The 22,200-nt window shown below is 59.5% G+C and carries 19 protein-coding genes and 1 pseudogene; 8 read left to right on the top strand and 12 right to left on the bottom strand.

Annotated elements, in window-relative coordinates; all coding sequences use genetic code 11:
- Positions 1 to 18: 18 nt before the first annotated feature.
- From NVV72_12395 to NVV72_12380, 4 genes are all read right to left on the bottom strand, one after another.
- Positions 19 to 1,278: an outer membrane beta-barrel protein gene (locus tag NVV72_12395; protein ID MCR6660090.1), complete on the bottom strand. Its 1,260-nt coding sequence runs from the start codon at positions 1,276 to 1,278 to the stop codon at positions 19 to 21.
- Positions 1,279 to 1,360: 82 nt separating this feature from the next.
- Positions 1,361 to 1,933 (bottom strand): hypothetical protein, encoded by a 573-nt coding sequence (locus NVV72_12390; GenBank protein MCR6660089.1) that lies wholly within the window; start codon positions 1,931 to 1,933, stop codon positions 1,361 to 1,363.
- Positions 1,934 to 2,067: 134 nt separating this feature from the next.
- Positions 2,068 to 2,673 (bottom strand): polysaccharide export protein, encoded by a 606-nt coding sequence (locus tag NVV72_12385; GenBank protein ID MCR6660088.1) that lies wholly within the window; start codon positions 2,671 to 2,673, stop codon positions 2,068 to 2,070.
- Positions 2,674 to 2,816: 143 nt separating this feature from the next.
- Positions 2,817 to 3,590: a serine/threonine protein phosphatase gene (locus NVV72_12380; GenBank protein ID MCR6660087.1), complete on the bottom strand. Its 774-nt coding sequence runs from the start codon at positions 3,588 to 3,590 to the stop codon at positions 2,817 to 2,819.
- Positions 3,591 to 3,866: 276 nt separating this feature from the next.
- Here NVV72_12380 and NVV72_12375 point away from each other — a divergent pair, with 276 nt between their 5' ends.
- Both NVV72_12375 and NVV72_12370 read left to right on the top strand, forming a co-directional pair.
- Positions 3,867 to 4,724: a transglutaminase-like cysteine peptidase gene (locus tag NVV72_12375; GenBank protein MCR6660086.1), complete on the top strand. Its 858-nt coding sequence runs from the start codon at positions 3,867 to 3,869 to the stop codon at positions 4,722 to 4,724.
- Between the two features lie 18 nt (positions 4,725 to 4,742).
- Positions 4,743 to 5,345 (top strand): hypothetical protein, encoded by a 603-nt coding sequence (locus NVV72_12370; GenBank protein ID MCR6660085.1) that lies wholly within the window; start codon positions 4,743 to 4,745, stop codon positions 5,343 to 5,345.
- Positions 5,346 to 5,608: 263 nt separating this feature from the next.
- On the opposite strand, the gene NVV72_12365 is transcribed toward NVV72_12370, so the two are convergent.
- Positions 5,609 to 5,929: a transcriptional regulator gene (locus NVV72_12365; GenBank protein ID MCR6660084.1), complete on the bottom strand. Its 321-nt coding sequence runs from the start codon at positions 5,927 to 5,929 to the stop codon at positions 5,609 to 5,611.
- Positions 5,926 to 6,591 (bottom strand): hypothetical protein, encoded by a 666-nt coding sequence (locus tag NVV72_12360; protein MCR6660083.1) that lies wholly within the window; start codon positions 6,589 to 6,591, stop codon positions 5,926 to 5,928. Before NVV72_12360 ends, NVV72_12365 begins: the two co-directional genes overlap by 4 nt.
- 179 nt (positions 6,592 to 6,770) lie before the next feature.
- Here NVV72_12360 and NVV72_12355 point away from each other — a divergent pair, with 179 nt between their 5' ends.
- Both NVV72_12355 and NVV72_12350 read left to right on the top strand, forming a co-directional pair.
- A complete protein-coding gene (locus NVV72_12355; GenBank protein ID MCR6660082.1) occupies positions 6,771 to 8,171 on the top strand; it encodes a DUF1800 family protein in 1,401 nt (466 codons plus the stop codon).
- Between the two features lies 1 nt (position 8,172).
- Positions 8,173 to 9,189, top strand: coding sequence for a DUF1501 domain-containing protein (locus NVV72_12350; protein MCR6660081.1), 1,017 nt, complete (start codon positions 8,173 to 8,175; stop codon positions 9,187 to 9,189).
- 169 nt (positions 9,190 to 9,358) lie between these two features.
- Here the strand turns inward: NVV72_12350 and NVV72_12345 are convergent, their stop codons facing one another.
- Positions 9,359 to 10,603, bottom strand: coding sequence for a class I SAM-dependent methyltransferase (locus NVV72_12345; GenBank protein ID MCR6660080.1), 1,245 nt, complete (start codon positions 10,601 to 10,603; stop codon positions 9,359 to 9,361).
- A gap of 1 nt (position 10,604) precedes the next feature.
- Positions 10,605 to 11,672 (bottom strand): mannose-1-phosphate guanylyltransferase/mannose-6-phosphate isomerase, encoded by a 1,068-nt coding sequence (locus tag NVV72_12340; protein MCR6660079.1) that lies wholly within the window; start codon positions 11,670 to 11,672, stop codon positions 10,605 to 10,607.
- Positions 11,673 to 11,920: 248 nt separating this feature from the next.
- Here NVV72_12340 and NVV72_12335 point away from each other — a divergent pair, with 248 nt between their 5' ends.
- The 4 genes from NVV72_12335 (at position 11,921) to NVV72_12320 (ending at position 17,997) form a co-directional block, all read left to right on the top strand.
- Positions 11,921 to 13,084 carry an AGE family epimerase/isomerase gene (locus NVV72_12335; protein ID MCR6660078.1) on the top strand — a complete coding sequence of 388 codons (1,164 nt, stop codon included), beginning with the start codon at positions 11,921 to 11,923 and terminating at the stop codon, positions 13,082 to 13,084.
- Positions 13,085 to 13,194: 110 nt separating this feature from the next.
- A complete protein-coding gene (locus NVV72_12330; GenBank protein ID MCR6660077.1) occupies positions 13,195 to 15,324 on the top strand; it encodes a glycoside hydrolase family 3 C-terminal domain-containing protein in 2,130 nt (709 codons plus the stop codon).
- Between the two features lie 314 nt (positions 15,325 to 15,638).
- Entirely contained in the window at positions 15,639 to 16,439 is an 801-nt protein-coding gene (locus NVV72_12325; GenBank protein ID MCR6660076.1) for an FkbM family methyltransferase, read from the top strand.
- Between the two features lie 193 nt (positions 16,440 to 16,632).
- Complete coding sequence (locus NVV72_12320; protein ID MCR6660075.1) at positions 16,633 to 17,997, top strand: L-serine ammonia-lyase; 1,365 nt, start codon at positions 16,633 to 16,635, stop codon at positions 17,995 to 17,997.
- Positions 17,998 to 18,006: 9 nt separating this feature from the next.
- Here the strand turns inward: NVV72_12320 and NVV72_12315 are convergent, their stop codons facing one another.
- The 4 genes and pseudogenes from NVV72_12315 to NVV72_12300 all read right to left on the bottom strand — a co-directional run bounded on the left by NVV72_12315 (position 18,007) and on the right by NVV72_12300 (position 22,102).
- Complete coding sequence (locus NVV72_12315) at positions 18,007 to 18,576, bottom strand: hypothetical protein (GenBank protein MCR6660074.1); 570 nt, start codon at positions 18,574 to 18,576, stop codon at positions 18,007 to 18,009.
- A 156-nt stretch (positions 18,577 to 18,732) separates the two neighbouring features.
- Positions 18,733 to 19,092, bottom strand: a complete 360-nt coding sequence (locus tag NVV72_12310) for a hypothetical protein (protein MCR6660073.1) — start codon at positions 19,090 to 19,092, stop codon at positions 18,733 to 18,735.
- A 379-nt stretch (positions 19,093 to 19,471) separates the two neighbouring features.
- Complete coding sequence (locus tag NVV72_12305; protein MCR6660072.1) at positions 19,472 to 20,482, bottom strand: GSU2403 family nucleotidyltransferase fold protein; 1,011 nt, start codon at positions 20,480 to 20,482, stop codon at positions 19,472 to 19,474.
- 70 nt (positions 20,483 to 20,552) lie between these two features.
- A pseudogene (locus NVV72_12300) lies at positions 20,553 to 22,102 on the bottom strand (amidase).
- Positions 22,103 to 22,200: the final 98 nt, after the last annotated feature.

Genomic DNA, 22,200 nt, shown 5'->3' with positions numbered 1-22,200 from the left:
GCCTCCGGTCCCGGGAGCTTAATACTGAAGCCCTAAAGAAACCCTCAATGCGTTATCCTTGTAACCCGGAATGGCGCCGTTTCCTTTGGATTTGTTCTCGCTGTGAGTGTAACCGCCCCGGATGACGATATGACGATTGACCAGATATTTGGCGCCCAGCCACAGATTGGTCCGGTCATCGGTGCGGTCGACGCCGTTATATTCGTCGGTCGTGTAGCCATAAGAGGCGCTGAGCACCAGGGTCCGAAGCAATTCGTAGTCCGCGCCGATTTGCGAAGCGGTCGATGTATAGCTCGAAGCGCCAAACTGCGGGGTTTCCTGGATCGTGCGGGCCGTGTTCGCCCAGACGGTCAGCAACTGGGTGGGGAAATACTGGACATTCGCTGCAAACGATACGCCGTCCACCTTCGGGAACGCCGGATTGTCATAGGTCTGTTCCTGATAGCCGATCTGGGCCTCGCCCCGGATCAGGTTGGTCAGGTCGAAACTGGCGCCGACGGCGGCATCGTAACCATCCGAGTCACGGTTGATGGCCGCATCCTTATAATCACGCTTATTGCCAACCCAGATGGCGTAGATCGAGGTATCGGGGCTCAATGCGTAATCTGCCCGACCGGAATAGTTGACCTGAGTCAGGTCGCGGTCACCCTGCGGGATGACAACGCCACCAAGGGTCATGGCATCTTCGTACTTCAGATCTGTCAGCACGACCTGGCCGACAAAGCGCAGGCGATTGCCTTCCGCCACAAAACCGGCATTCGCCACCGTGGCCTTGTACTCGATCGGCTTGGCCAGGTTGGTGGCGACCGTCTGCGCCGACGGATCATAAAGGGCTTCGAAGGCGTCGCTGTAATTGATGCCGGCAAACAAATTGCTGCGGCCGTGAATATCGAGCCGGCCCGCCAGCGCGGCTTCCCAGCTCGTGGTATTCAGGTTGTCGTTATCCGCATAGTTCATGAAGGTCGACCGCAGCGAGGCGGTCAATTGATGGCGCCCCCAGTCGGAGGTAATCCGCACGCGCGGCGTGATGGCCGAATAGGTGTCGGAGACCTCATTGGCGGGCGCGTAATAGATATTGTCATTGCTGTTGACATCGACATCCAGAGACGGCGCCACATCGAAAACGCCCCAGCGCAGGCCACGCGGCTCATATTCAGGCGGAATGCGTTCGGTGACCGCGATATTGCGATCACGGGCAAAGTTGGAATCCTGAGCGTGCGCCGCATTAGCTGCAAGCAAGGCAACGGAAAGCACTACCAGCGATGTGCCGTATTTCATATTAATCCCCGTCATACTGACAAAGTCGTTGGAAAGAGCCCTGCGGACGCGGGCCTGAACTAAAAAACAAATATGCGCCGGATTAACCTGCGCGATAACCAGCTCCGGCCGGCGCACCCTTGGGCGCGATGGGCAGGTTGCCGACATGATTGCGGCCATTGACCGCGCCGGGCGATGTCTGGTCAAACAGCTTTTCCAGGTCGCCCTGGACGCGCCCGAAAGCCGCTGCGACGTTCTTCGAGAGGTTCGGCGCGTTGGAAGCGCGGGTCAGGGCCGTGGAAATGCTCAAGGTCGGCACACCGGCCGCTACCTGGGCTTTGATGTCGTTTTCGATAGCGACAACTATCAGCGCGACGACGTCTTCGGATACAGCCGCATCGCGCGCCGTAGCGTGGGCGCTCTGTCCTGGCTGAGCGGTGCCTTCGCCGGCCACCGCAGGGCCGTTACCCGTGGCGCCCGCAATCGCGGCGGCATCGCTGCCCAGAGCCACGAAGGCGGCTTCTTCCGCCTGGTTGGCGGTAGAGACCAGCTTCATCGCCAGGGAAGACGATTCTTTTTCAACATTTGCAGGCACGACACCGGCTGGCGCGGCAATAGCGACGGCAGCGACCGACAGTCCAACGACAGCGCCAAGTCCCAGGATGATCTTTTTCATTGGCTTCAAGCCCCTCGGCGGCGAAAAGAATCTCTTTTTCGCACTTGCTAAAACGAAATCATAATACGGTTATCGATTCAAGCCCAATAGCCCAAACCGCTTTAGGTGCAAAGTGATTACACCTAAAGTGATACCTAAAAGTAACGTTCGGCGATGCGAATCGTATCACCCGGCGCCACCATGGTCGCGGAGGTCAGAGGCACCTCCTCTTCGGTCGTTGCACCGGCGTGGCGGATAAAGACCTTTTTCTGATTGGCGCGGTAGGTATAGCCGGAGGCCAGGGCCACCGCGTTCACGACCGTAATGCCATTGCTGTAAGGATATTCACCCGGCTTGACGACCTCACCAAGGATGTAGAACGGCCGGAAAGTGAGCACCTCGATACTGACCCGCGGATCCTTGAGATAGCCTTCCTTAAAGGCAGTCTCCACATTGGCCTGCAATTGTGGCGCCGTCAGGCCGGCCGCACGCACGTCCCGGATCAGCGGCAGCGAAACAATGCCGTCGCCCGAAATCGTGAATTCGCCGCTCAGGTCAGGCTCGCCGAAAACAATCAGCCGGATCTTGTCACCCGACCCAAGCCTGTATTCATAGCCGGCACTCGCCGTTGCCGTGGCCGGCACATCTGCGGGCGCAGCCACCACCTGGGCATTTGCCGCAACACCCGTGCCAAAAAGGGTCACCGCCAGGAGCATCAGCCCCGTCAGTACCGTTCGGAAACGATTGAATAATACCTGCAATCTGTCCACGTCTGCCTCAGGAATTTAAAGAGGTTGTCTCAATTTACGCTTTTACGCCAGTTTAAGCTTAAAATACACAGCACCCGCCCTTATTGCCGGGGCTTCCCCTAAACCTCTGCAAAAGATATGCCAGAGCAAACGCCCTAGAAGCGAACCTGCATGATTCGGCGGGAGACGTCTTTCAGCCGCACCGCTGTCAGGACGCCGGTGGCGTAGGCGCCGCTGTCGATTCCGATGCGCCAGCGCTTGTCCGCCGGCTCTTCCTCCGGTGTGTGGCCATGCACCACAACATAGTCACACGCCTTTTCCGACGCCATGAAAGCTCCCCTCACCCACAGGAAGGTTTCGGCGCCCTGCGCCTCCAGTGGCAAGTCCGGACGGACGCCGGCATGAACAAAAACGTAGTCATCCACCTTCAACAGGTACTTCATGTTCTTGAGCAGCGCCAGGTGCGCCTCGGGCAGGGCGTCGGCAAACGCCTTGCGCGTTTCCTCCCACTGTGCCGGATCGGTACGCGACGCCGGCAGGGCCACGCCATACGACCCCAAGGTGCTGCCGCCGCCATAATCCACCCAGGACGGCCCGTTCTGTGCCGTGTGCAGGAATTTCAGCAGGGCTTCCTCGTGATTGCCGAGCAGCACCTCGACATCGCACCACGCCTCTTCCTGAAGCCTGAGTATGCGCGAGAGCACGCCCGCGGAATCCGGCCCCCGATCGACATAGTCCCCCAGCAGAACGATCAGCGGGCGCTCCCCCCTCGCCATCTCATCGTTGCGCACCTGTTCAATCATCCGTTCGAACAGGTCAAGACGACCGTGAACATCACCGATGGCATAGACAAGCCGCCCGATCCGTGATGCCGGCGGCTCAGGTTTAGGCTTCGACGTGCCGAAAAGAGACTTTAGCGCGGTCAGCATGAGTATGAGTGATGAATCCCGAAACCGTGAAACACCTTATTCTTTCGCACTGCCACACTCAAGGGCCTGCGGTGGTTTTTAACCTTTTGCACAACCGGTGTGGGAAAAAGTCCATACAGATCACAAAAGCGTGGGGACATGGCGCCTTGCCGCCATTAAAAAACAGGCTTAATTATTGTAAACCATAGCTGTACATCAGTTGTTGACGATACTTTTTAGCCTGAAATTGAATCTTGTTTGAGAGGATAACATAACCACAAAGAGGACGTGATGGTTATGACTCGTATTAACAAGTATGCAAAAAGCCGTTTACTTGCATTCGCTTCCATCACAGCCGCTCTGGGCGGCCTGTATGCCGGTACAGGTGTAGCCGCCGACCGTTCTTCCCTGCAGGCAACCTTTCTGCCGGCCGGACGGCAGATCGCGGCCCCCACGGCCTTCCTGGAAATGTGCTCGCGTTCGCCGGAAGACTGTCAACAGTCGGCACAGCCCGAGGCCGCACGCATTGTTTCCCTGGCCCGGCAGGCCATGGTCGAGAAATATGAGCTGGCCTTCGCACACCAGATCGGGGAGAGTGCGCATGACCCGGCGCCCGGCGCCGTCACGCCCGCGCAATGGCCACGCCCTGCTGGTAACCGCCAGGACAACGCCGTGCCAGTGCCCGCTCCTGCCGTGGATTATGACCGGATCGACCTGGACAGCGACACCATGGCCACATTGAAGGCCATTAATAATCGCGTCAACCGTACCCTGATCGCCGACACCGACGCCCGCGTCTACAATGTCAATGATTACTGGGACGCTCCGGCCCTGACTCCCGGCGCGCGCGGCGATTGCGAAGATTTCGCCCTGATCAAGCGCCGGCTGCTGATCGAACAGGGCATACCGGCCGCCGCCCTCAGCCTGGCGATCGTCCGGACGCGCTTTAATGAAGATCACGCCGTGCTCGTGGTCGCCACGAAGCAGGGCGATTTCGTCCTCGACAACCTCGCCTACAGGGTCAGGCCCTGGCAGAAGACCAGCTATTACTGGGTGTCGCGTCAGGCACCGGGCGACGACCTGGCCTGGGTGTCGCTGGCCCCCGCCCCTGACTTCACGCCAATGCCCGCCACACGTATAGCTTACAACCGCTAAACCTGTTATTCCCGCTCCATGACTCAGACCCTGTTATGGACACGATCCCTCAGATACGGCTCCGCCAGCCTGGCACTGGCCATAGCTCTGCTCGGCATCGTGGCGGCCCTGCAATTCGCCATGCCGGACACCATGCCGGCGCTGCTGCCTTTTTCCGAATCGCTCTACGCACGCACCCTGGCCGTTACCGATAATGACCGGCGCATTGACATGGCACGCAAGACAGTGAACGCAGCGCCAGGACGCGCCGAAAACTGGCTGCTTCTGGCTTCTGCCTACCAGCAAAAGGACGCGGCACTTTCCGGACGCGTGCTGGACGCCCTTCGCCGTTCGTACGTAGCAGGCCCGCTGTCACCGGACGCCCATGACTGGCGCCTGGCCTATGTCTTTTCCAACTGGAGTCTTATGCCAGCCGATCTTAAAAGTTCCGCCATGGCCGAAGCCGAAGCCTACGCCACGCGCTACGCAGGCGTCATGTACATAAAGGAACTGGCCCCTACCCTGGCCGACAAGGACGGACGCATGGCCCTGGGACTGGTGGCGCTGACCCAGGACCGTTCCATGGACGGCGCCCGTCGCATAGCCCAGTATCGCGCGATGCGCGAGAATACCCGTCAGTGATGCAGAGAGACCGCACCGTGCGGTCGTCTCAGAGCCCCCAAAGCGCCCTGAGACGATAGCTCTCTGTCCGCGCCGCCCCCTATTCCCCCCGGAATCCTGACGGCTCAGACATAATAGCTGCACGGAAGCCCGCTGTTCGCAGGCTCTGCACCGGAAGGATGCGCGTAAGGTCGCGCCACAGTCCGGCAGCGGTATGGTTACACTTAAAAAGTGCGCTTATCAACACCAAGTGATCACGGTTTGTGTCTTTTTTTGGGCTTGATTTACCCCTCCGCACCCCGGCCAGGCACGGCGTTCAGCAGGCTTTGCAGATGATCGAGATAGTCATAAAAAGCGTCCCGGCCGGCGGCCGTCAGACGGGCAATCGTGCGCGGCTTGCCGGCCGAAATGGTTTTATCAAGCTGGATATAACCGGCGTCATCGAGCTTCTTCAGATGTTGCGACAGATTGCCATCACTGATGCGGATTTCCCCGCGCAGGGTCACGAAGTCGGCCTTGCCGACCGTTGACAGGAAGGCCAGGATTGCCAGACGGGCGCGGCCATGAATGACCTCCTCCAGGCTTTCGTGGGCAAACAGGCTCATATGGTCCTCATCTTGGGTTGGGCGCGCCGCTCGGCACGCAACAGAACAAGGCCGGGCGCCGTCATGAAGCAGACGGTGGCCGCGGCCATAACGATATAACGGTCGATCGGGCTATCAAGCACGAACATGGCCCCAGCGGTCAACATCCAGCCACCCGCCATGCCCAGCAGCCATGACTGACTGCTCGACGTTGCCATCACCGCCAGCACAAGGCTGAACACGATGGCCAGGAATGCCATGGTGATATGCGGTTCTGAAACCCTGGTCCACTGGCTGCCGAGCAGGAAAACAAAAATGCCTATGCCGGCGAAAACCCAGGTCGTGGAAATCGCCTGGTTGCGCCAGGATCGGAAGGAATAGCCGTCACGGCCGAAATGCGAAATCAGCAGCGCGCCAGGCACGCCAATGATCGCCGCGCCCCACCCAACCGGCAATCCCGCCGGCAGCCAGTCGGCCGCCATCAGGGCTTTCAGAATATGGGTGACAGCCAGCACAATGCCCCACCAGGCCATGACTGACCCGCCCGCTGTCGCCAGCGCGTCCCCACGGCTGACAAGCTCGCGCAGGCTGTGCAGTTCTTCGCCCAGATAACCTGCCTCTTCAGGATCGAGGCGCGGCAATAGCGGGTTGCTTGTCTCTGATATGGAACGATGATCCGGCATGATCGAAGTTTACTCTTTCTTTCATGTTCAGATTAGGGCTTTTTTCCCTGAATACCAGCCCATTATAGCAAGTGCGACACTATATAAGCCCCAATTCGGTCAAAACGGGCGGGTATTTTTCAAGCACACGGATTTTCAGTGCACCGATTTCCGGTCCGCAACGCCCTACGAGTCATACCATGGCCGCTTCCGCAAGCTTTGACGATTCCCTCGCCCTGTCCCGTTTCGGCCTTGGCAGCGGTCCCGAGGGGGGCGACGCCATAAGCGGTCGCGCCCGCCAGATACTGGCCGATGAGATTCGCGCAGGAGGACCGCGCCTTGTAACCGAAGCTCCCTTACCGGATGCACCTGAACTGCTGGCGCGTCAGAAGGCTTATTATGTCGCCGTCAGGGACCGCGAAAAAGCGCCATCGTCGATCGATGCGGCCGACACAGCACAGCCGCCGCTTATAGTACCGGCCAATGAAATATACATGCAGGAACTGGATGTGCGGTTCAACGGCGCATATCTGGCGCCTGATATCGGCTTTAATGAACGCATGGTCATGTTCTGGGCCAACCATTTCGCCGTTTCGACCGACAAGAATGGCAATATCGGTGTGACCGCCGGCGCCTTTGAGCGCGAAGCGATCTGCCCCAATATTTTCGGCCGCTTCAAAGACCTGCTGCTCTCGGTCGAAACGCATCCCTGCATGTTGATGTATCTCGACAATCAGGATTCCATCGGCCCGGATTCGGCCGGCGGCAGGAAAAGCCGCAAGGGACTGAACGAAAATCTTGCCCGCGAAATCATGGAATTGCATATTCTGGGCGTCGGCAGTGGCTATACTCAGGCTGATGTAACCTCATTCGCGGCGGCGCTTACCGGCTGGACCTACACGATCACACCGGACGAACGCCCCAATGATCCGATGCCTCTCAGGGACGGCTTCAAATTCGCACCAGGAAACCATCAGCCGGGATCGCGCGAAGTTCTTGGCCGCACCTATAGAAATGATGGTTTCTTCCAGGCAACCGATATCATGCTTGACCTTGCGGAGCGTCCGGCCTGCGCCCGCTTCATCGCTCTGAAACTGGCCCAGCATTTCGTTTCCGACAGCCCGCCGCAAAGCCTGGTTGACCGGCTGGCGGACGTGTTCCAGCGGACTGACGGCGATCTTGGACTGGTCAGCCACGCCCTGATCGAGTCGCCGGAAGCCTGGAGCCCGGCCTGTGACAAGATGCGGCTGCCGCAGGAATATCTCATAGCCATGATGCGCGCCACCGGCGTCACCCTTGTGCCCATTTCCATAGACGCCGTGCTCGGCACCCTGGGGGAGCGCATGTGGCGTCCGGGCGGCCCCAACGGTTATTCCGACCGTTTCGATACCTGGGCCACGCCGCCAGGCCTGTTCGCGCGCATGGAAGCCGCCAATCGTATCGGCCGCGCCGTGAAGGAAAATGTCGATCCCCGACTGTTCGCGCAGTCGCTTCTGGGACCGCGCCTGTCTGAAACAACCCTCGCCGCCATCAGCCAGGCGGAAAATGCCCGCCAGGGCCTTAGCCTGGCCTTTATGTCACCTGAATTCATGAGGCGCTGACATGACTCACACACTTCTTTCCCGCCGGCGACTTCTGCAACTGGGCACCGGCACCGCCTTCGCCGGCTTTATCCCGCGCCTGTCCAGCGCCGCCGGCACGCGTGACCCGCGCTTCATGACCATAGTCCTGCGCGGCGCCCTCGATGGACTGACCGCCGTGCCGCCGGTTGGCGATCCGGCCTATAATCACCTGCGCGGCGATCTGGCGCACAAGGTGGGCACACCTGTGCCACTCAGCGATATGTTCGGCCTGCATCCCGCCATGCCCAATCTTGCGCGTCAGTACAGGGCCGGACAGGCGCTGATTGTTCACGCCAGCGCCTCGCCTTACCGCGACCGCTCGCACTTCGACGGCCAGGATGTGCTTGAATCCGGCCAGCCAGGCCCCGGCCACAAGGATAGCGGCTGGCTCAACCGCCTGCTCCTGACGCAAGGCTCCGGGCAAAAAATCGTGCCCGATCGCGGACTGGCAATTGGCGCCATCACACCGCTGATCCTGCGCGGACAGGCCGACTGCCTGGGCTGGACGCCAAGCACCCAGCCTTTGCGTGACGACGCACTGCCCGGCCGTGTGATGGCACTTTACAAGGCCAGCGATCCGAAACTGGCCGATATTTGCGCCACGGCCTTGCGCAGCCAGGCCATTGCCGGCGCGGCCGGTGACAACGCCAAAGGCAAGGCGGATCTTATGGTGGCCATGGCGCAGGGCGCGGCGCGGATGATGGCGCGCGACGACGGACCCAGAATTGGCGCAATGGCGATCGAAGGCTGGGACACGCACAGCAGTGAAATCTCCATCCTCGAAAAGCAACTCAGCGGCCTTGACCGGGCACTGGCGACTTTTGAGCAGACCCCGGGGCCCGTATGGAACGACACCGCCATACTGGTGATTACCGAATTCGGCCGCACCGCCGCCATCAACGGCACCAACGGCACCGATCACGGGACAGGAACCGTGGCCTTCCTGACCGGCGGCGCGGTCAAGGGGGGCGGGTCATCGCCGACTGGCCAGGGCTAAAGACCAATCAGCTTTACCAGGCCCGCGACCTGGCGCCAACCACCGATATCCGCGCGATCGCCAAGGGGGTCATGCAGGGGCTGTTCGATACGCCGGTTTCAGCCATGGGACAGGACATCTTCCCCGAATCGGCCGATGTGGCGCCGATGCGTGACCTGATCGCCTGACCTCAGTCGACGGCCCGAATCTCCAGCCGGCTGATCATGCCGGTAAACCGATCGTGGACGCGCAGCCGTACTTCCAGTCCAACCGCGTCTTCCGGCAACTCAAAATCGAGCGCCAGCTTTTCGGGTGACGCGCCGAACAGGCCCATGCGTATGGTTCTGGATGCCAGGACAACCTGTCCCGTTTCCACACAGGCATCCAGCGTGACCTTGCCGGCCGGTTTGCCTTCCAGGAAAAGGGTGGCCCGGTAACGCCCGGCCGGCAGATCGGCATAAGGGCCCCAGAGCTGGTGGCCACGCCCGGCCCGGTCGAAAATCAGCCGGCCATCGCGCTTTTGACCGTCACGGGTCTGCAGGGCCGAATCATCGCCCGAATAGAGGCTTGGACTCCCGTCGTCCACCCAGGCTTCCCATACGCTGATGTGGCCGAGATCGGCAGAGGCGTGACGCAGGCTTTTAAAGCCGCAATGGCGCAGAGCCTTGCGGAAATAGTCGCTGCGAAAGCCCAGTTCCAGCCAGCCGTGTTTGCGGATCGCCCACAGGGATTCGCCATCCATGCGCAGCCCCCACGGCACAGGGTAGTCATCCACGATGGGCTCAGCGGCAAAATAGATACGTCCTCCGGGCTTAAGCGCACCTTTCAGCGCCCGCAACAGGCGGATATGATCGTCACAATGATGGAAACATTCAAAGAAAACAATCGCATCAAACGGGTCCGTTATCGTTTCGGCCCACATGAAATCCGAATTGACCACGGTTACCGGCACGTCGGCCTCGGCGGCGCGCAACCGGATCAGCTCGCAGAAATTGGCCTCCAGATCGACGGCTGTGACATCGAGACCCAGCCTGGCCATGGTGAGCGTGGTTTCGCCCCAGCCTGGCCCGAATTCCAGTACCCGGTCACCGGGCGATACCTTCAGGGTGCGCAGCAGGTGGGCGATCGCGCCCAGATAGCGGCCCGCCGTGCCCACGCTTTGGGTCGACCATGGAAACGGCCGTTTCGCCGCTGCCCTGGCATTGAAGGGTGTCGCTTCATTTTCCAGCCGATATGCCTTGCCGGAGACACCATTATAAAGCGCCATCTGGCGATCATGATAGGCTTCGCTCAGGGGGTCTGAGGGCAGGTCCGCCGCAAAATCCATGCGAAAAGTGGTAAACACCTGACGCAAGGCGTCATCCGACACGGCGCTGGCCGCATCGCATTCACGGATTTTCGCATCCAGGGCGGCGATATCACGCAAAACTTCCATGTCAGCCCGGCGTAAGTCTGGCTTTGGCGGCTTCGGCCGCCTTCTTGACATCCTGGGCGCGCGACAGGGGCGCGATCAGGATGCCGGCCTCGGTCGAGATCACCATGACGTCGCTCATGCCAATGACCGCCACAACCGGGCCGCCATCATTGCGGATCAGGCAGTTTTCGGACTCAATCAGGATGGCCTCGCCCTTGACGTGATTGGCGCTGTCATCCTTTTCGCCCAGCCGCCACAATTCGGCGAAACCACCGACATCCGCCCAGCCGATATCGCACGGAATGACCGCCGACCGCGAGGTGTTTTCCATGACGGCATAATCGACGCTGATCGACGGCACCTGACCAAAAGCGTCTTCATCGAGACTGATGATCACACCATCACGATGCGCTTTTTTATAAGCGTCCACACAGGCGGCCAGCACTTCGGGGGCATACAGGCTCAGTTCCTCAAGCATGACCTGGGGCGAGAACAGGAAGATACCGGCATTCCAGTCATGGCGCCCGCCTTCAACATACTGCGTCGCCGTCTCCAGGTTTGGCTTCTCCCAGAATTTCTTGATTTCAAAAATGCCTTCCGAAAGCGGCTCACCACGTTCGATATAGCCGAAACCGGTTTCCGGATGGGCCGGCGTAATGCCGAAGGTGACGATGCGCGACTTCGCGGTTTCGGACGCGGCAACCACGGCAGCATGAAAGGCGTCCGGCCTGGTGATGATGTGATCGGCCGGCACCAGCAGCACCAGGGCCTCCGGATCGCCCTCCTGTCCACTCAACGCCGCCATGGCGGCGACGGCAGCGGTATTGCGGCCGAACGGTTCGAGAATCACACCTTGCGGCGCCTTGCCGATCGCCGCGAGTTGCGAGACGACGAGCTCCTTGTGCCCGAGGCCGCAGATGGCGACCGGCGCCAGATAGTCGTCCCCGACCAGGCGCAGGGCGGTTTCCTGGATCATCGTATTCGGTGTGGCCAGGGCGTGAAACTGCTTGGGCGCCGCAGGCGTGGATAGCGGCCAGAGGCGCGTTCCGGAACCGCCTGACATGATGACAGGTATGATCTTGTTTGACATATTGATTTCGCCCTTGCCTCCCCGTGCGGAAGGTTCATGGTCTTCCATGACTTGCCGGAGAGTATTTTTTCGATGTCGTGGCCTCTGCGTACATATAAAGAGACGGTAGGTAAATATTCCCGTCCGTCAAACAGATAAGTATTTTTGAAATATTTAATTTGCCGGCTTTTTCAAACCCAACTGTATTTTTACGCGTTTTTGTTCTAACCCCTGATCCACGATCCATCATCCTTGTGAGACCCGCTCCCATGCCGACACTCGCCCATGCCCTTGTCGAAAAACAGCAATCCCTGCGCCAATGGCTGTTCGATCACGCCCTGCCCCTGTGGTGGGATATCGGCGGCGACCGCGAAAAGGGCGGCTTCTATGAGAAGATCAATCTCGACGGCAGGCCGGACGATGTCGACCGCCGCACCCGCGTGGCCGCCCGCCAGGTCTTTTCTTATGCCCTGGCCCGGCGCATGGGCTATCAGGGCGAAACAGACGGCCCGATAGACCAGGGCCTGAAGTGGCTGGCGGGTCCGGCGCACAATTCGGAAACCGGGATGCTTTACGCTACGCTGAAGCCGGACGGCACAGTAGTGCGTGGCGAATTCGATTTCTACGACCACGCCTTCGCCATGCTGGCCTATGCCTCGGCTTACCGTGTCCGCCCGGATGACAAATCGCTGGAAGCGGCGGGCGTCGCCATCCGTGACAAGATCATCGCCGACTATTCCCATCCGGTGCGTGGCTTCGAAGAAGCCAATCCGCGCACCCTGCCGCTCAAGGCCAATCCGCACATGCACATGTTCGAAGCCTGCCTGGCGTGGATCGAGGCCGGCGGCGACGACAAATGGCGCGACATCGCCGGCGAGATCGCCGACCTGTGCGTCGAGAAATTCCTGCATCCGGAAACCGGCGCCCTGCGGGAATTCTTCGATGGCGACTGGAACGTCATGCCGGGCGAAGCCGGCCGTATTGTCGAGCCCGGACACCAGTTCGAATGGGCCTGGCTGTTCCTGCGCTGGGCGGAAATGACCGGCAAGGATAGTTATGTCAAAACGGCACAGCGCCTGATCGATATTGCCGAAGTGGCCGGCACTGACCCCAAACGCAATGTCACCATGTTCGAACTGTGGGACGACTTCACCGTCAAGGACGCCAAGGCGCGCCTGTGGTCGCAGACCGAGCGCATGAAGGCGTTTACCGCCCTGTCTCAGGCCGCGAAAATGCCCGCCGAAAAGGAATCCGCCATTGCCAGCCTGATCCTGGCGACTTCCGGCCTGCAACTTTACCTCAGTACCGAGATTGAGGGATTATATCGTGACCGCATGAAGCCGGACGGCACGTTCGAGATCGAGCCGGCTCCGGCCAGTTCGCTCTATCACATCATCTGCGCCATTGATGAGTTGGCGTCGGTAAAGCTTTAAAACGATCGTCCGGGCTTCCTCCAAAGGCACACCCTGCCAAAAGCGCTTCCATCTGAAGCGCTTCCAATGTAGCGTCAGCGGCAATTAAAAACCGCTCCCGGAGGAAGCCCATGAAAGCCCGTCACCCCCTTCTGACAGCAGTCCTGCTCGCCTGTGTGTCCACTACCGCCCTGGCCCAGGTCCAGCCGTGGATGGATACTTCCAAACCGGCCGACCAACGTGCCGCCGCCGCCGTGGCTGCCATGACGCTGGATGAAAAGCTCGGCCTTGTCATGGGCTATACCGACCCGGAACAACTGATGAAGGAGCCGGACGACGTCGTCTCGCCCGCCATCAAGGCCGATGTAAAGACCAACCATATCAAGGGTTCGGCCGGTTATATCTCCGGTATTCCGCGTCTTGGCATTCCGGCGCAATGGCAGACCGACGCCTCGATCGGGGTGCGTGTCGCCGGCATGGAACGCACCGCCCTGCCGTCTTCGCTGGCTACCGCCGCCTCGTTCGACCCAAAGGTCACGGAAGCCGGCGGCGTGATGATCGCCACCGAGGCGCGGGCTTCCGGATTCAATGTGTTTCTCGCCGGCGGCGGCAACCCGGCCCGCGAACCGCGCAACGGCCGTAATTTCGAATATACCGGCGAAGACCCGCTGCTGACCGGCCGCATGACCGGCGGCCTGATCAACGGCATCCAGTCGCAGCACATGGTTTCGACCATGAAGCACTGGGCGGTCAATGACCAGGAAAGCCAGCGTACCACGGTCGATGTCACCATTTCCAAACCCGCCATGCGCCAATCGGACCTGCTGGCCTTCGAGATGATCTATGACCTGTCCAATCCCGGTTCGGTCATGTGTTCGTACAACCTGGTGAACGGCGACTGGGCCTGCGAGAACGACTATCTCAACAACCGTGTGCTCAAGCAGGACTGGGGCTTCAAGGGCTATGTCATGTCCGACTGGGGCGCGGTTCACTCCTCGGCCAAGGCGGCCAATGCCGGCCTGGACCAGTTCACCGGCTATCCTTGCTGCGGTCATCACGGCGCCTTCTTCTCGACCAAAACGCTGAAAGCCGATATCGACAATGGCGCCATTCCGATGTCGCGCATCGACGACATGGCCGAACGCATCCTGTGGCCGCTGTTCGCCAAGGGCGTGGTCGATAACCCCGTAAAAGTCGGCCCGATCGATTTCGAAGCCGACGCCAATGTGTCCCAAAAGGCTGCCGAAGCCTCGCTGGTCCTGCTGAAGAACGAAGGCAATTTATTGCCACTCGCGGGCGTCAAATCCATCGCCATGATCGGCGGCCATGCCGACAAGGGCGTGATGGCCGGCGGCGGCTCTTCCGGCGTCACGCCGGTGGGCGGCAATGCCGTGCCGGGGCTGGAGCCCAAGACCTGGCCGGGACCAGTTGTCTTCATGCCGTCCTCGCCGGTCGAGGCGCTGAAAGCCGCCAAGCCTGAGGCTACCATCACCTATATCAGCGGTGATAATATCAAAAAGGCTGCGGCTCTGGCCAAGAAAAGCGAGGTCGCCATCGTCTTCGTGACGCAGTGGATGGGCGAAGGCATCGACAATCCGCTGGAACTGCCGGGCAACCAGGATGCTCTGGTCGCCGCCGTGGTCAAGGCCAATCCGAAAACCATCGTCGTCGTCGAATCGGGCGGCGCCATCCTGATGCCGTGGGCCGACAAAACACCGACCATTCTCGAAGCCTTTTATCCCGGCGCCCGCGGCGGCCGTGCCATCGCCAACATCCTGACCGGGAAGGTCAATCCCTCCGGTCACCTGCCGATCAGCTTCCCGGCGTCGAATGCGCAACTGGCCCATGCCGAGATTCCCGGTTTCCACAAGCCGGACGGCATCAGGGTCGGGATCACCTACGACGAAGGGGCGGCCATCGGCTACAAGTGGTACGACGTGAAAGGCTTCAAGCCCCTCTTCGCCTTTGGCCACGGCCTCAGCTATACCCGCTTCGAGACCTCGGCCCCGGTCGCCACGGCGGACGGACCTAACGACGTCTCCGTCGGCGGTTCGGTCACCAATACCGGCAAGACGGCCGGTGCGGCGGTGATGCAGGTTTATGTTTCGCCGGACAACTGGCAGGCCGCCGGCTGGGAAGCGCCAAAACGCCTTGTCGCTTTCCAGAAGGTCGATCTCGCCCCCGGCCGGGCCAGAACTTCACCGCCAAGGTCGACCCGAAACTGCTGGCCACCTATGACGAGGCCACCGATAGCTGGGTGATCAGGGCCGGAGTCTATCACGTCCTTCTGGGCCAGGCGTCAGATAATCTGCCGCAGAGCGTCGACATCACCCTGCCCGAAAGCCGCTGGAGCGCGGTTCACTAACTGGCGCATTTGGAATTAATGCAATAATAACGAGCGTGCCAATGAAAAGGGCACGCTCGTGCCTTTTCAGCCGCGCGTTTTAGCGCCTACTATTCCCGTGCTTAAAAGCGTCTGCATTTTTGCCATCCCACGTTCAATATTCAGGAATTACCGTGCCCAATACCGTTATTCATCGCCCAGTGGACCGCAGAGTAAAAGAGTCCCTCTGGTTTGAACCTTACCGCACTAATGTCACCTCCGCGGGGGGAAGATGGTGTAGCCGCACGGATTTTCGAAATTATCGGTGTAAAAAACAAGGTGGTGGTTGATTTTGGCGCGGGCGACGGAAAACGCATCAGTAATTCCTACGATCTCGCAAATAACAAAAAATGGAGCGCGGTTCTCATCGAGCCCAGCAAGGCTTATGCCGCCCTTCATGAACTCTACCGTGAGCGGCCGGACGTATTTACCGTAGAGGACATTGTCGGCTTTTCGGATGAAAACAAGCTCGACGCGCATCTGGACCGTGCCCCCTTTACCGTTCCCGTCGATTTTGATTTTCTATCCATAGATATTGATGGCAATGATATCCACGTCTGGCGCGACTTGCAAAAGTACAAGCCCAGAGTGGTTTGCATAGAATTCAACCACGCCATCCCCAATGACGTATACCTGTTGCAGGAGAAAAACCTCAACCTGAACCTGGGTTCATCCCTGCTGGCAACCGTGGAAGCGGCTCAGGAAATGGGTTACGAACTCGTTGCCGTTACCGCGCCGAACGCTTTCTTTGTGCTCAAAGAGTTATATCCCCAATTCAATATTGCGGATAATTCCGTCGATGCGATGCATTACAATGCCTATAAGGAAACCAAGCTATGCCAGGGATATGACGGCACCCTTGTGCTTGCGGGCATGGCGAGGCACTGGTGGAAAGGGTTTGCGATCGAAGAAGATCGTTTGCAGGTTCTCCCTTCCAATATGCGGAAATGGAAATTCGATGGTTATTTGTGGCCAACAAAGGCTTTAAAATAGCGGGTCTTCATTCTATCAGTACGATTGGTCTGGGAAGCACTTAAGTACAATTGAAACCAGATTGACCGCGAATGCGGCTTGTGGGAACGTGGGATCAATAAAAATGCCACATGGCGCGGATAATCGGCCCGAAATGGACGGATATATCCCGCCGGATGTCGTAAGAGACATCGCCACAAGAAAGATGCCCGACATGACCAGACCCGCCTGGGCCCTGAGCGTCACCGATCTCTTCACCATCGGCATCGGGCCGTCCAGTTCGCATACGGTGGGGCCGATGCGGGCGGCCGTGCATTTCGCCGAACAGGCGGCCAGTTATGGCCAGCCAGCGCGCGTCATCTGCAAGCTTTATGGCTCGCTGGCCCTGACCGGCAAGGGCCACGCCACCGATACCGCCATTCTGGTCGGCCTCAGCGGCTGGCTGCCCGATCGTATCGATCCGGAGGCCATTGCGCCGCTTGTCACCGAGATTCGCGCCACGCAAAGCCTGAAACTGGCCGGGCTTTATAATATCGTGTTCGATCCCGAAACCGATTTGCAATTCATGATGGGCGAGTTCTTGGCCGAGCATTCCAACGGCATGGTCTTCGAGGCCACCTATCCGCACGGCAAGCCTTTCACGGCCACCTATTTTTCCATCGGCGGCGGGGCGATTACCGGCGATACCGTGGTCGCCAATTCCAGCAATATCGCCCTGCCCTATCCTTACGCTTCCGGCGCCGAACTGCTGGCCATCTGCGCCTCGGAGAACCTCTCCATCGCCGAGGTGGTGGCGCGCAACGAACTGGCCTTCCGGACCGAGGCCGAGACCACCGCCTTTATCGATAAGGTGCGCGACGCCATGATGGCCAGCATCAAACGCGGCGTGTCGCTCGAAGGCGTCCTGCCGGGCGGGCTGAATGTCAGGCGCCGCGCCAAGGCGATGAAGGAACGTCTGGAGGAGCGCGGGCCGCGGATCGATCCGTCGCATATCTTTGAGTGGGTCAGCCTCTATGCTTTGGCGGTCAATGAGGAAAACGCCGCCGGCGGCCGCGTGGTAACGGCGCCGACCAATGGCGCGGCCGGGGTGCTGCCGGCGGTGATCAAATATTACGAGACCTTCGTGCCGGGGGCTACCAAGGAAGGCACACGCACCCTGCTGATGACGGCGGCGGCAATCGGCTTTCTCTACAAGACAAATGCGTCCATCTCGGCGGCGGAAATGGGCTGCCAGGGCGAGGTCGGTGTCGCCTGCTCGATGGCGGCGGCGGGGCTGTGCGCGGCTTTGGGTGGTACGCCCGGCCAGATCGAAAACGCCGCCGAGATCGGCATGGAGCACAATCTCGGCCTGACTTGTGACCCTATTGGAGGCCTGGTCCAGGTGCCGTGCATCGAGCGCAATACCATGGGCGCCATCAAGGCGATCAACGCCACCTATCTGGCGCTGAATGGCGACGGCCACCACATCGTGTCGCTCGATGCGGTGATCGAGACGATGCGCCAGACCGGCGAGGACATGCGCGCCAAGTACAAGGAAACGAGTCTCGGCGGTTTGGCGGTCAATGTGGTGGAGTGCTGAGGCTGTTTGTTAACCTGAGTTTAGCGGCGGCAGCGGCGTCGATTTCGCTTCACGTCTCTTCAGAGCCAGTTCGGCACGGGCCGCTTCGAAAGCCTCGGTGTAATCGACATAGGTGACTTTCTGCCAGGACGGTACGACATTCGGGTCGGCCGCCGTCGCCGGGAATTCCTGCGCGGCGGGTTTTTGCGGGCGGCTTTGCGCCGGAACGGCTGCCTGAGCCGGGGTTTGGGCGAGGGTTTGGGCCTCGTCCCACCACTGCCCCAGACTTTGGCGGCGCTCTTCGCCCCATCTCAGTGTACCAGCCAGGGAGACCCGCGCCTTGATCGCCGCTTCCTCATAGGCGGCGCGTTCGGCCTCGACTTTACGCGGCTCTGGCCTCTGGCGCTCAGCGCGGTCGCAGCGGCTATAGATGCGCTCGATCATGGCGGCGGTCCGCACCACCTTCTCGACGCCCGGCAGGTCTTCGGGATCGTCCATGGCGGTGACCTTGAGCAGCATCCGGTCGGCAAAGGCGCGCAGAAGCGCACGCCGCTCTTCCGGGGTCAGTTGAGTCTGTGCTGTCGGGTCATCAAGAGACATCGGTACAGAATGCACCGGGAATTACGGGCGGGGATAGATTTAGGGTGAGGTCAGAGATTTGGGCATACGCGATCAATAATGATCTTATGACAATTCGAAGCCGAAATGCGAAATGGCCAGAAACTTAAAAAATACATCGGTTTAAATCAATAGCCACTAATCGAATGAGCTAAGACCAATTTTTTGAGCATTTTTATTTAATTTGTCCAATTCTTGGTAAAGATTTGTTGCGAGGAAATTCAATTTTTCGATTGATTTTACAGATTCTGGTGTTGCGTCGCCTGTATTTACGTCCTCAATATAGGCGGTGTTATATTCCACCTGGTAGGGATGTTGACCCGTTTCCAATGCTAAAGCCTGATTTAATTCGACAGCTATTTCTTTGCATCGTTCAAAACATGCGCTCAGCTCCTTGTCGTTAAATTCATAGCGGCTGTCACTCCATACTTCGGCGAGTTCCGAAATGGGATCGATCTTACGACAGTGAAAAAGATTTCCAAAATCGTGTTTTTTCAAGAAGTTCAGTGCATTAGTGTCGAACAATTTGGCAAACTTGCGATAAAGATTCTATCGTGACTGCTTGTTTGCTGTGTCTCACTGAGTTCAACGGCGATTTCAGCTATCAACCATCCGACCAAAGGGAGAATGATTGTAAAAAAAGAGAGCCAGTCAAATTTGCCAAATGATGGATTTACACCTCGGACAAGCGCTAACATCGTTCCACAGCCAAGAGCGAGCCTCGCCCACACGCTACGCACCATTTTTAGCCAGTTCATATCAATCCCCACATTCGCTTAGCGGTATATGTATAACCGAAATCTTATTTCGGCAATTTACTCGGCCTGCAGCGTTATTGTGACAGGATATCAATTACATAACGCGGTGGATTACCAAATTACAATCCTCCTAGGATCGCGGTGATTTCCGGCTTCTGCCGCAGCGACCGGTCGAGCGCTTCCCGCCATTTCTCACCAGAATTGAGCGCCGTTTGCCAGGCGGATTGCAGATCATACGGGCGGTCTTCGGCCAGAACACGGATCAGGCTTTCCGCCTGAGCCAGGTCTTTTCCCGCCTTGCTTTCCTGCCCGCCCGTTCGCCGCTGCGCCACGATCAGCTTGTGGATGGCGTAGCGCTCGGGCCGGGGTATCTGCAAAAGAACGCCGCTGCGATACAGACCGACGGCGGGGATCGGATCGGCGATTAGGAAATTGAGAAAGCTCAGGGCCTGAGCATAAACGCCCAGGGGTTCGAGAAAGACTGCCTCATTGCCTTCCTTCATCAGGGGCACCAGAAAATCGATCCGGGCACCGCCCCCCGGCATGTGCCAGCGCGTGGGACGCCGGGCGTCCAGTCCGGGAACAGCCGTCAGGTTCAGCGCGCGAAATGTATCCGGCAAGTCCGGATCGACCTTGTCTTCAATGACCAGTTTCAGGTTTTCGAAGGCGGCAATATCCAGGTCTTCGGTCACCGCCAGCGCATCATCGAGCCAGACCCCCAGTTCGGCGCTCATCAGCCTGTAGGCGTGAGTGCCCACCAGGGTGCCGCCCAGCCGGAAGACACCCACGCGCGCCATGGCATTCAGCACCTTGCCACTTTCCCGATCCAGAGCCGGCAGCCCTGCCGCCCTGAGTTGCGCCACAAGGCTGGCGCATCGCTTGTTGAGCGCCTTTTGCGTCTCCAGATCATCAACGGCCTTTTCAAGACGTATCCGCAGATCGGGCGTATCCCGGCCGAGATAGCGGTCAACCACGCGATCGCCAATGCGCTGGCGGGCGTACCAATATGCGCCCTTGCCGCCGGTATCTTTCACGAATGGCGTGCCGCCAATTTCAGAAAGTGCCTGCTGGCGCAGGGTTTCGAGCAGATCCTGGTAGGCGGTTTGAAGAGCCAGAGGAATGGAACGCATTTTACCCTACAATAATTATTTTCGTAGGGTATAACTCAATTACCCTACGAAAGCAAATTTTGTAGGGTAACTATTTCGCGCTTTTCCGGCCCTGTTCGTAGGCATAGCCCGTTTTCAGCAATATTTCTTCGCTCCATTTCGGGCCGATAAAGCTCAGGCCCACCGGCAGGCCCTGCACCACGCCCATAGGCACGGTCAGATGCGGATAACCGGAGGTGGCCGGCAATTGTGTGGCCGAGGGGCCGGTGTACTGGTCGCCATAGACCAGATCGGACAGCCAGGCCGGGCCATAGGTCGGGGCCAGCAGCACCGTCACCTTATTCGCCGCCAGCAGGCCATCGATCCGCGCGGCGGACGCGTTTTTGGCGAGATAGGCGGCGGAAATATAGGCCGGATCATCGAGCCCCCTGGTTTGTTCGGACTGCTCGAACAGTTCCTGCCCGAAGTAAGGCATTTCCTGCGCGGCATTGGCTTTGTTGAAGGCGATGACATCGGCCAGGGTGCGCGTTTTCACCGCCGTGGGGGTCGAGGCCAGGTAGGCGTTCAGGTCGGCTTTCAGTTCGGTCATCATGACGGTCATTTCGGCATCGCCCAGCCCTTTGACCGAGCTGTCCTTGATATCGACCAGTACCGCGCCCTGATCTGTCAGTTGCTTGAGCGCAGCTTCAAAGACAGCGGCGGTCTTGGCGTCATTGCCGACCTGATCGCGCAACACGCCGATGCGCACACCTTTCAGGCTGTAATCCGTTAGACCTGCCGTATAGTCGGTCTTGTGCGTGTCGGCGTCGGCGGTCGCTTTATCGGCGGGATCGCTGCCGGCCATGACGGTCAGCATGGCGGCGATATCGGCCACGGAATGCCCCATCGGCCCCGGCGTATCCTGGAATGCGAAATCGGCACCACATAGGTGCGCGAGACCAGACCGACAGTCGGCTTCAGCCCGGTCAGGCCGTTCATCGACGACGGACAGGTGACGCTGCCGTCGGTTTCGGTGCCGACCGCCAGAGGGGCCAGTCCGGCAGCTACGCCTGCGCCGGAACCGGATGACGAGCCACAGGCCGTGCGGGCGTGATCGACCGCATTGGCCGTCAATCCGCCGACGCCGCTCCAGCCGCTGACCGAACGGGTGGAGCGGATATTGGCCCATTCTGACAGGTTAGCCTTGCCGAGGATGATGGCGCCGCCGGCACGCAGCCGGGCCACCACCGGCGCGTCGCGGTGGGTGATATTGGCCGCCAGGGCCATTGAGCCGGCGGTCGTCGGCATGATATCGGCTGTCTCGATATTGTCCTTGATCAGGACCGGAATACCCATCAGAGGGCCCAGGTCCTTGCCGGCCTTGCGGGCGGCATCGGACTCTTTGGCGCGTTTCAGGGCATCGGGATTGACGGTGATGACGGCGTGCAGGTCTGGGTTCTTCGTCTTGATCTGGTCGAGCGCCGCCTGGATGAGATCGACGGAGGTGTATTTTCCGGCCCTGATGTGGGCCTGGATATCGGCGACCGGGGCGGTCAGGTCCGCTTTCGCCTGCTCGTAGGCGGACGGCGCGCGGCCGGGCATCTGGCAGGCGCTGAGCACCAGCACCACGGACACACCGGCGATCAGATGACGAATGGACATAGGCGGCCTCCCCTGAGAAAGCGGAAGTTAGCTACAGATTTGCGAAGGTGACAAGTGAAACCGAATAACTGCCAGATGAGCAAATTCGGAATTGTTTT

It is taken from the genome of Asticcacaulis sp., from assembly GCA_024707255.1.
Taxonomy (GTDB): Bacteria; Pseudomonadota; Alphaproteobacteria; order Caulobacterales; family Caulobacteraceae; genus Asticcacaulis.
Note: the sequence above shows the minus strand (reverse complement) of the source record. Positions and strands in the feature narration are given on the sequence as shown.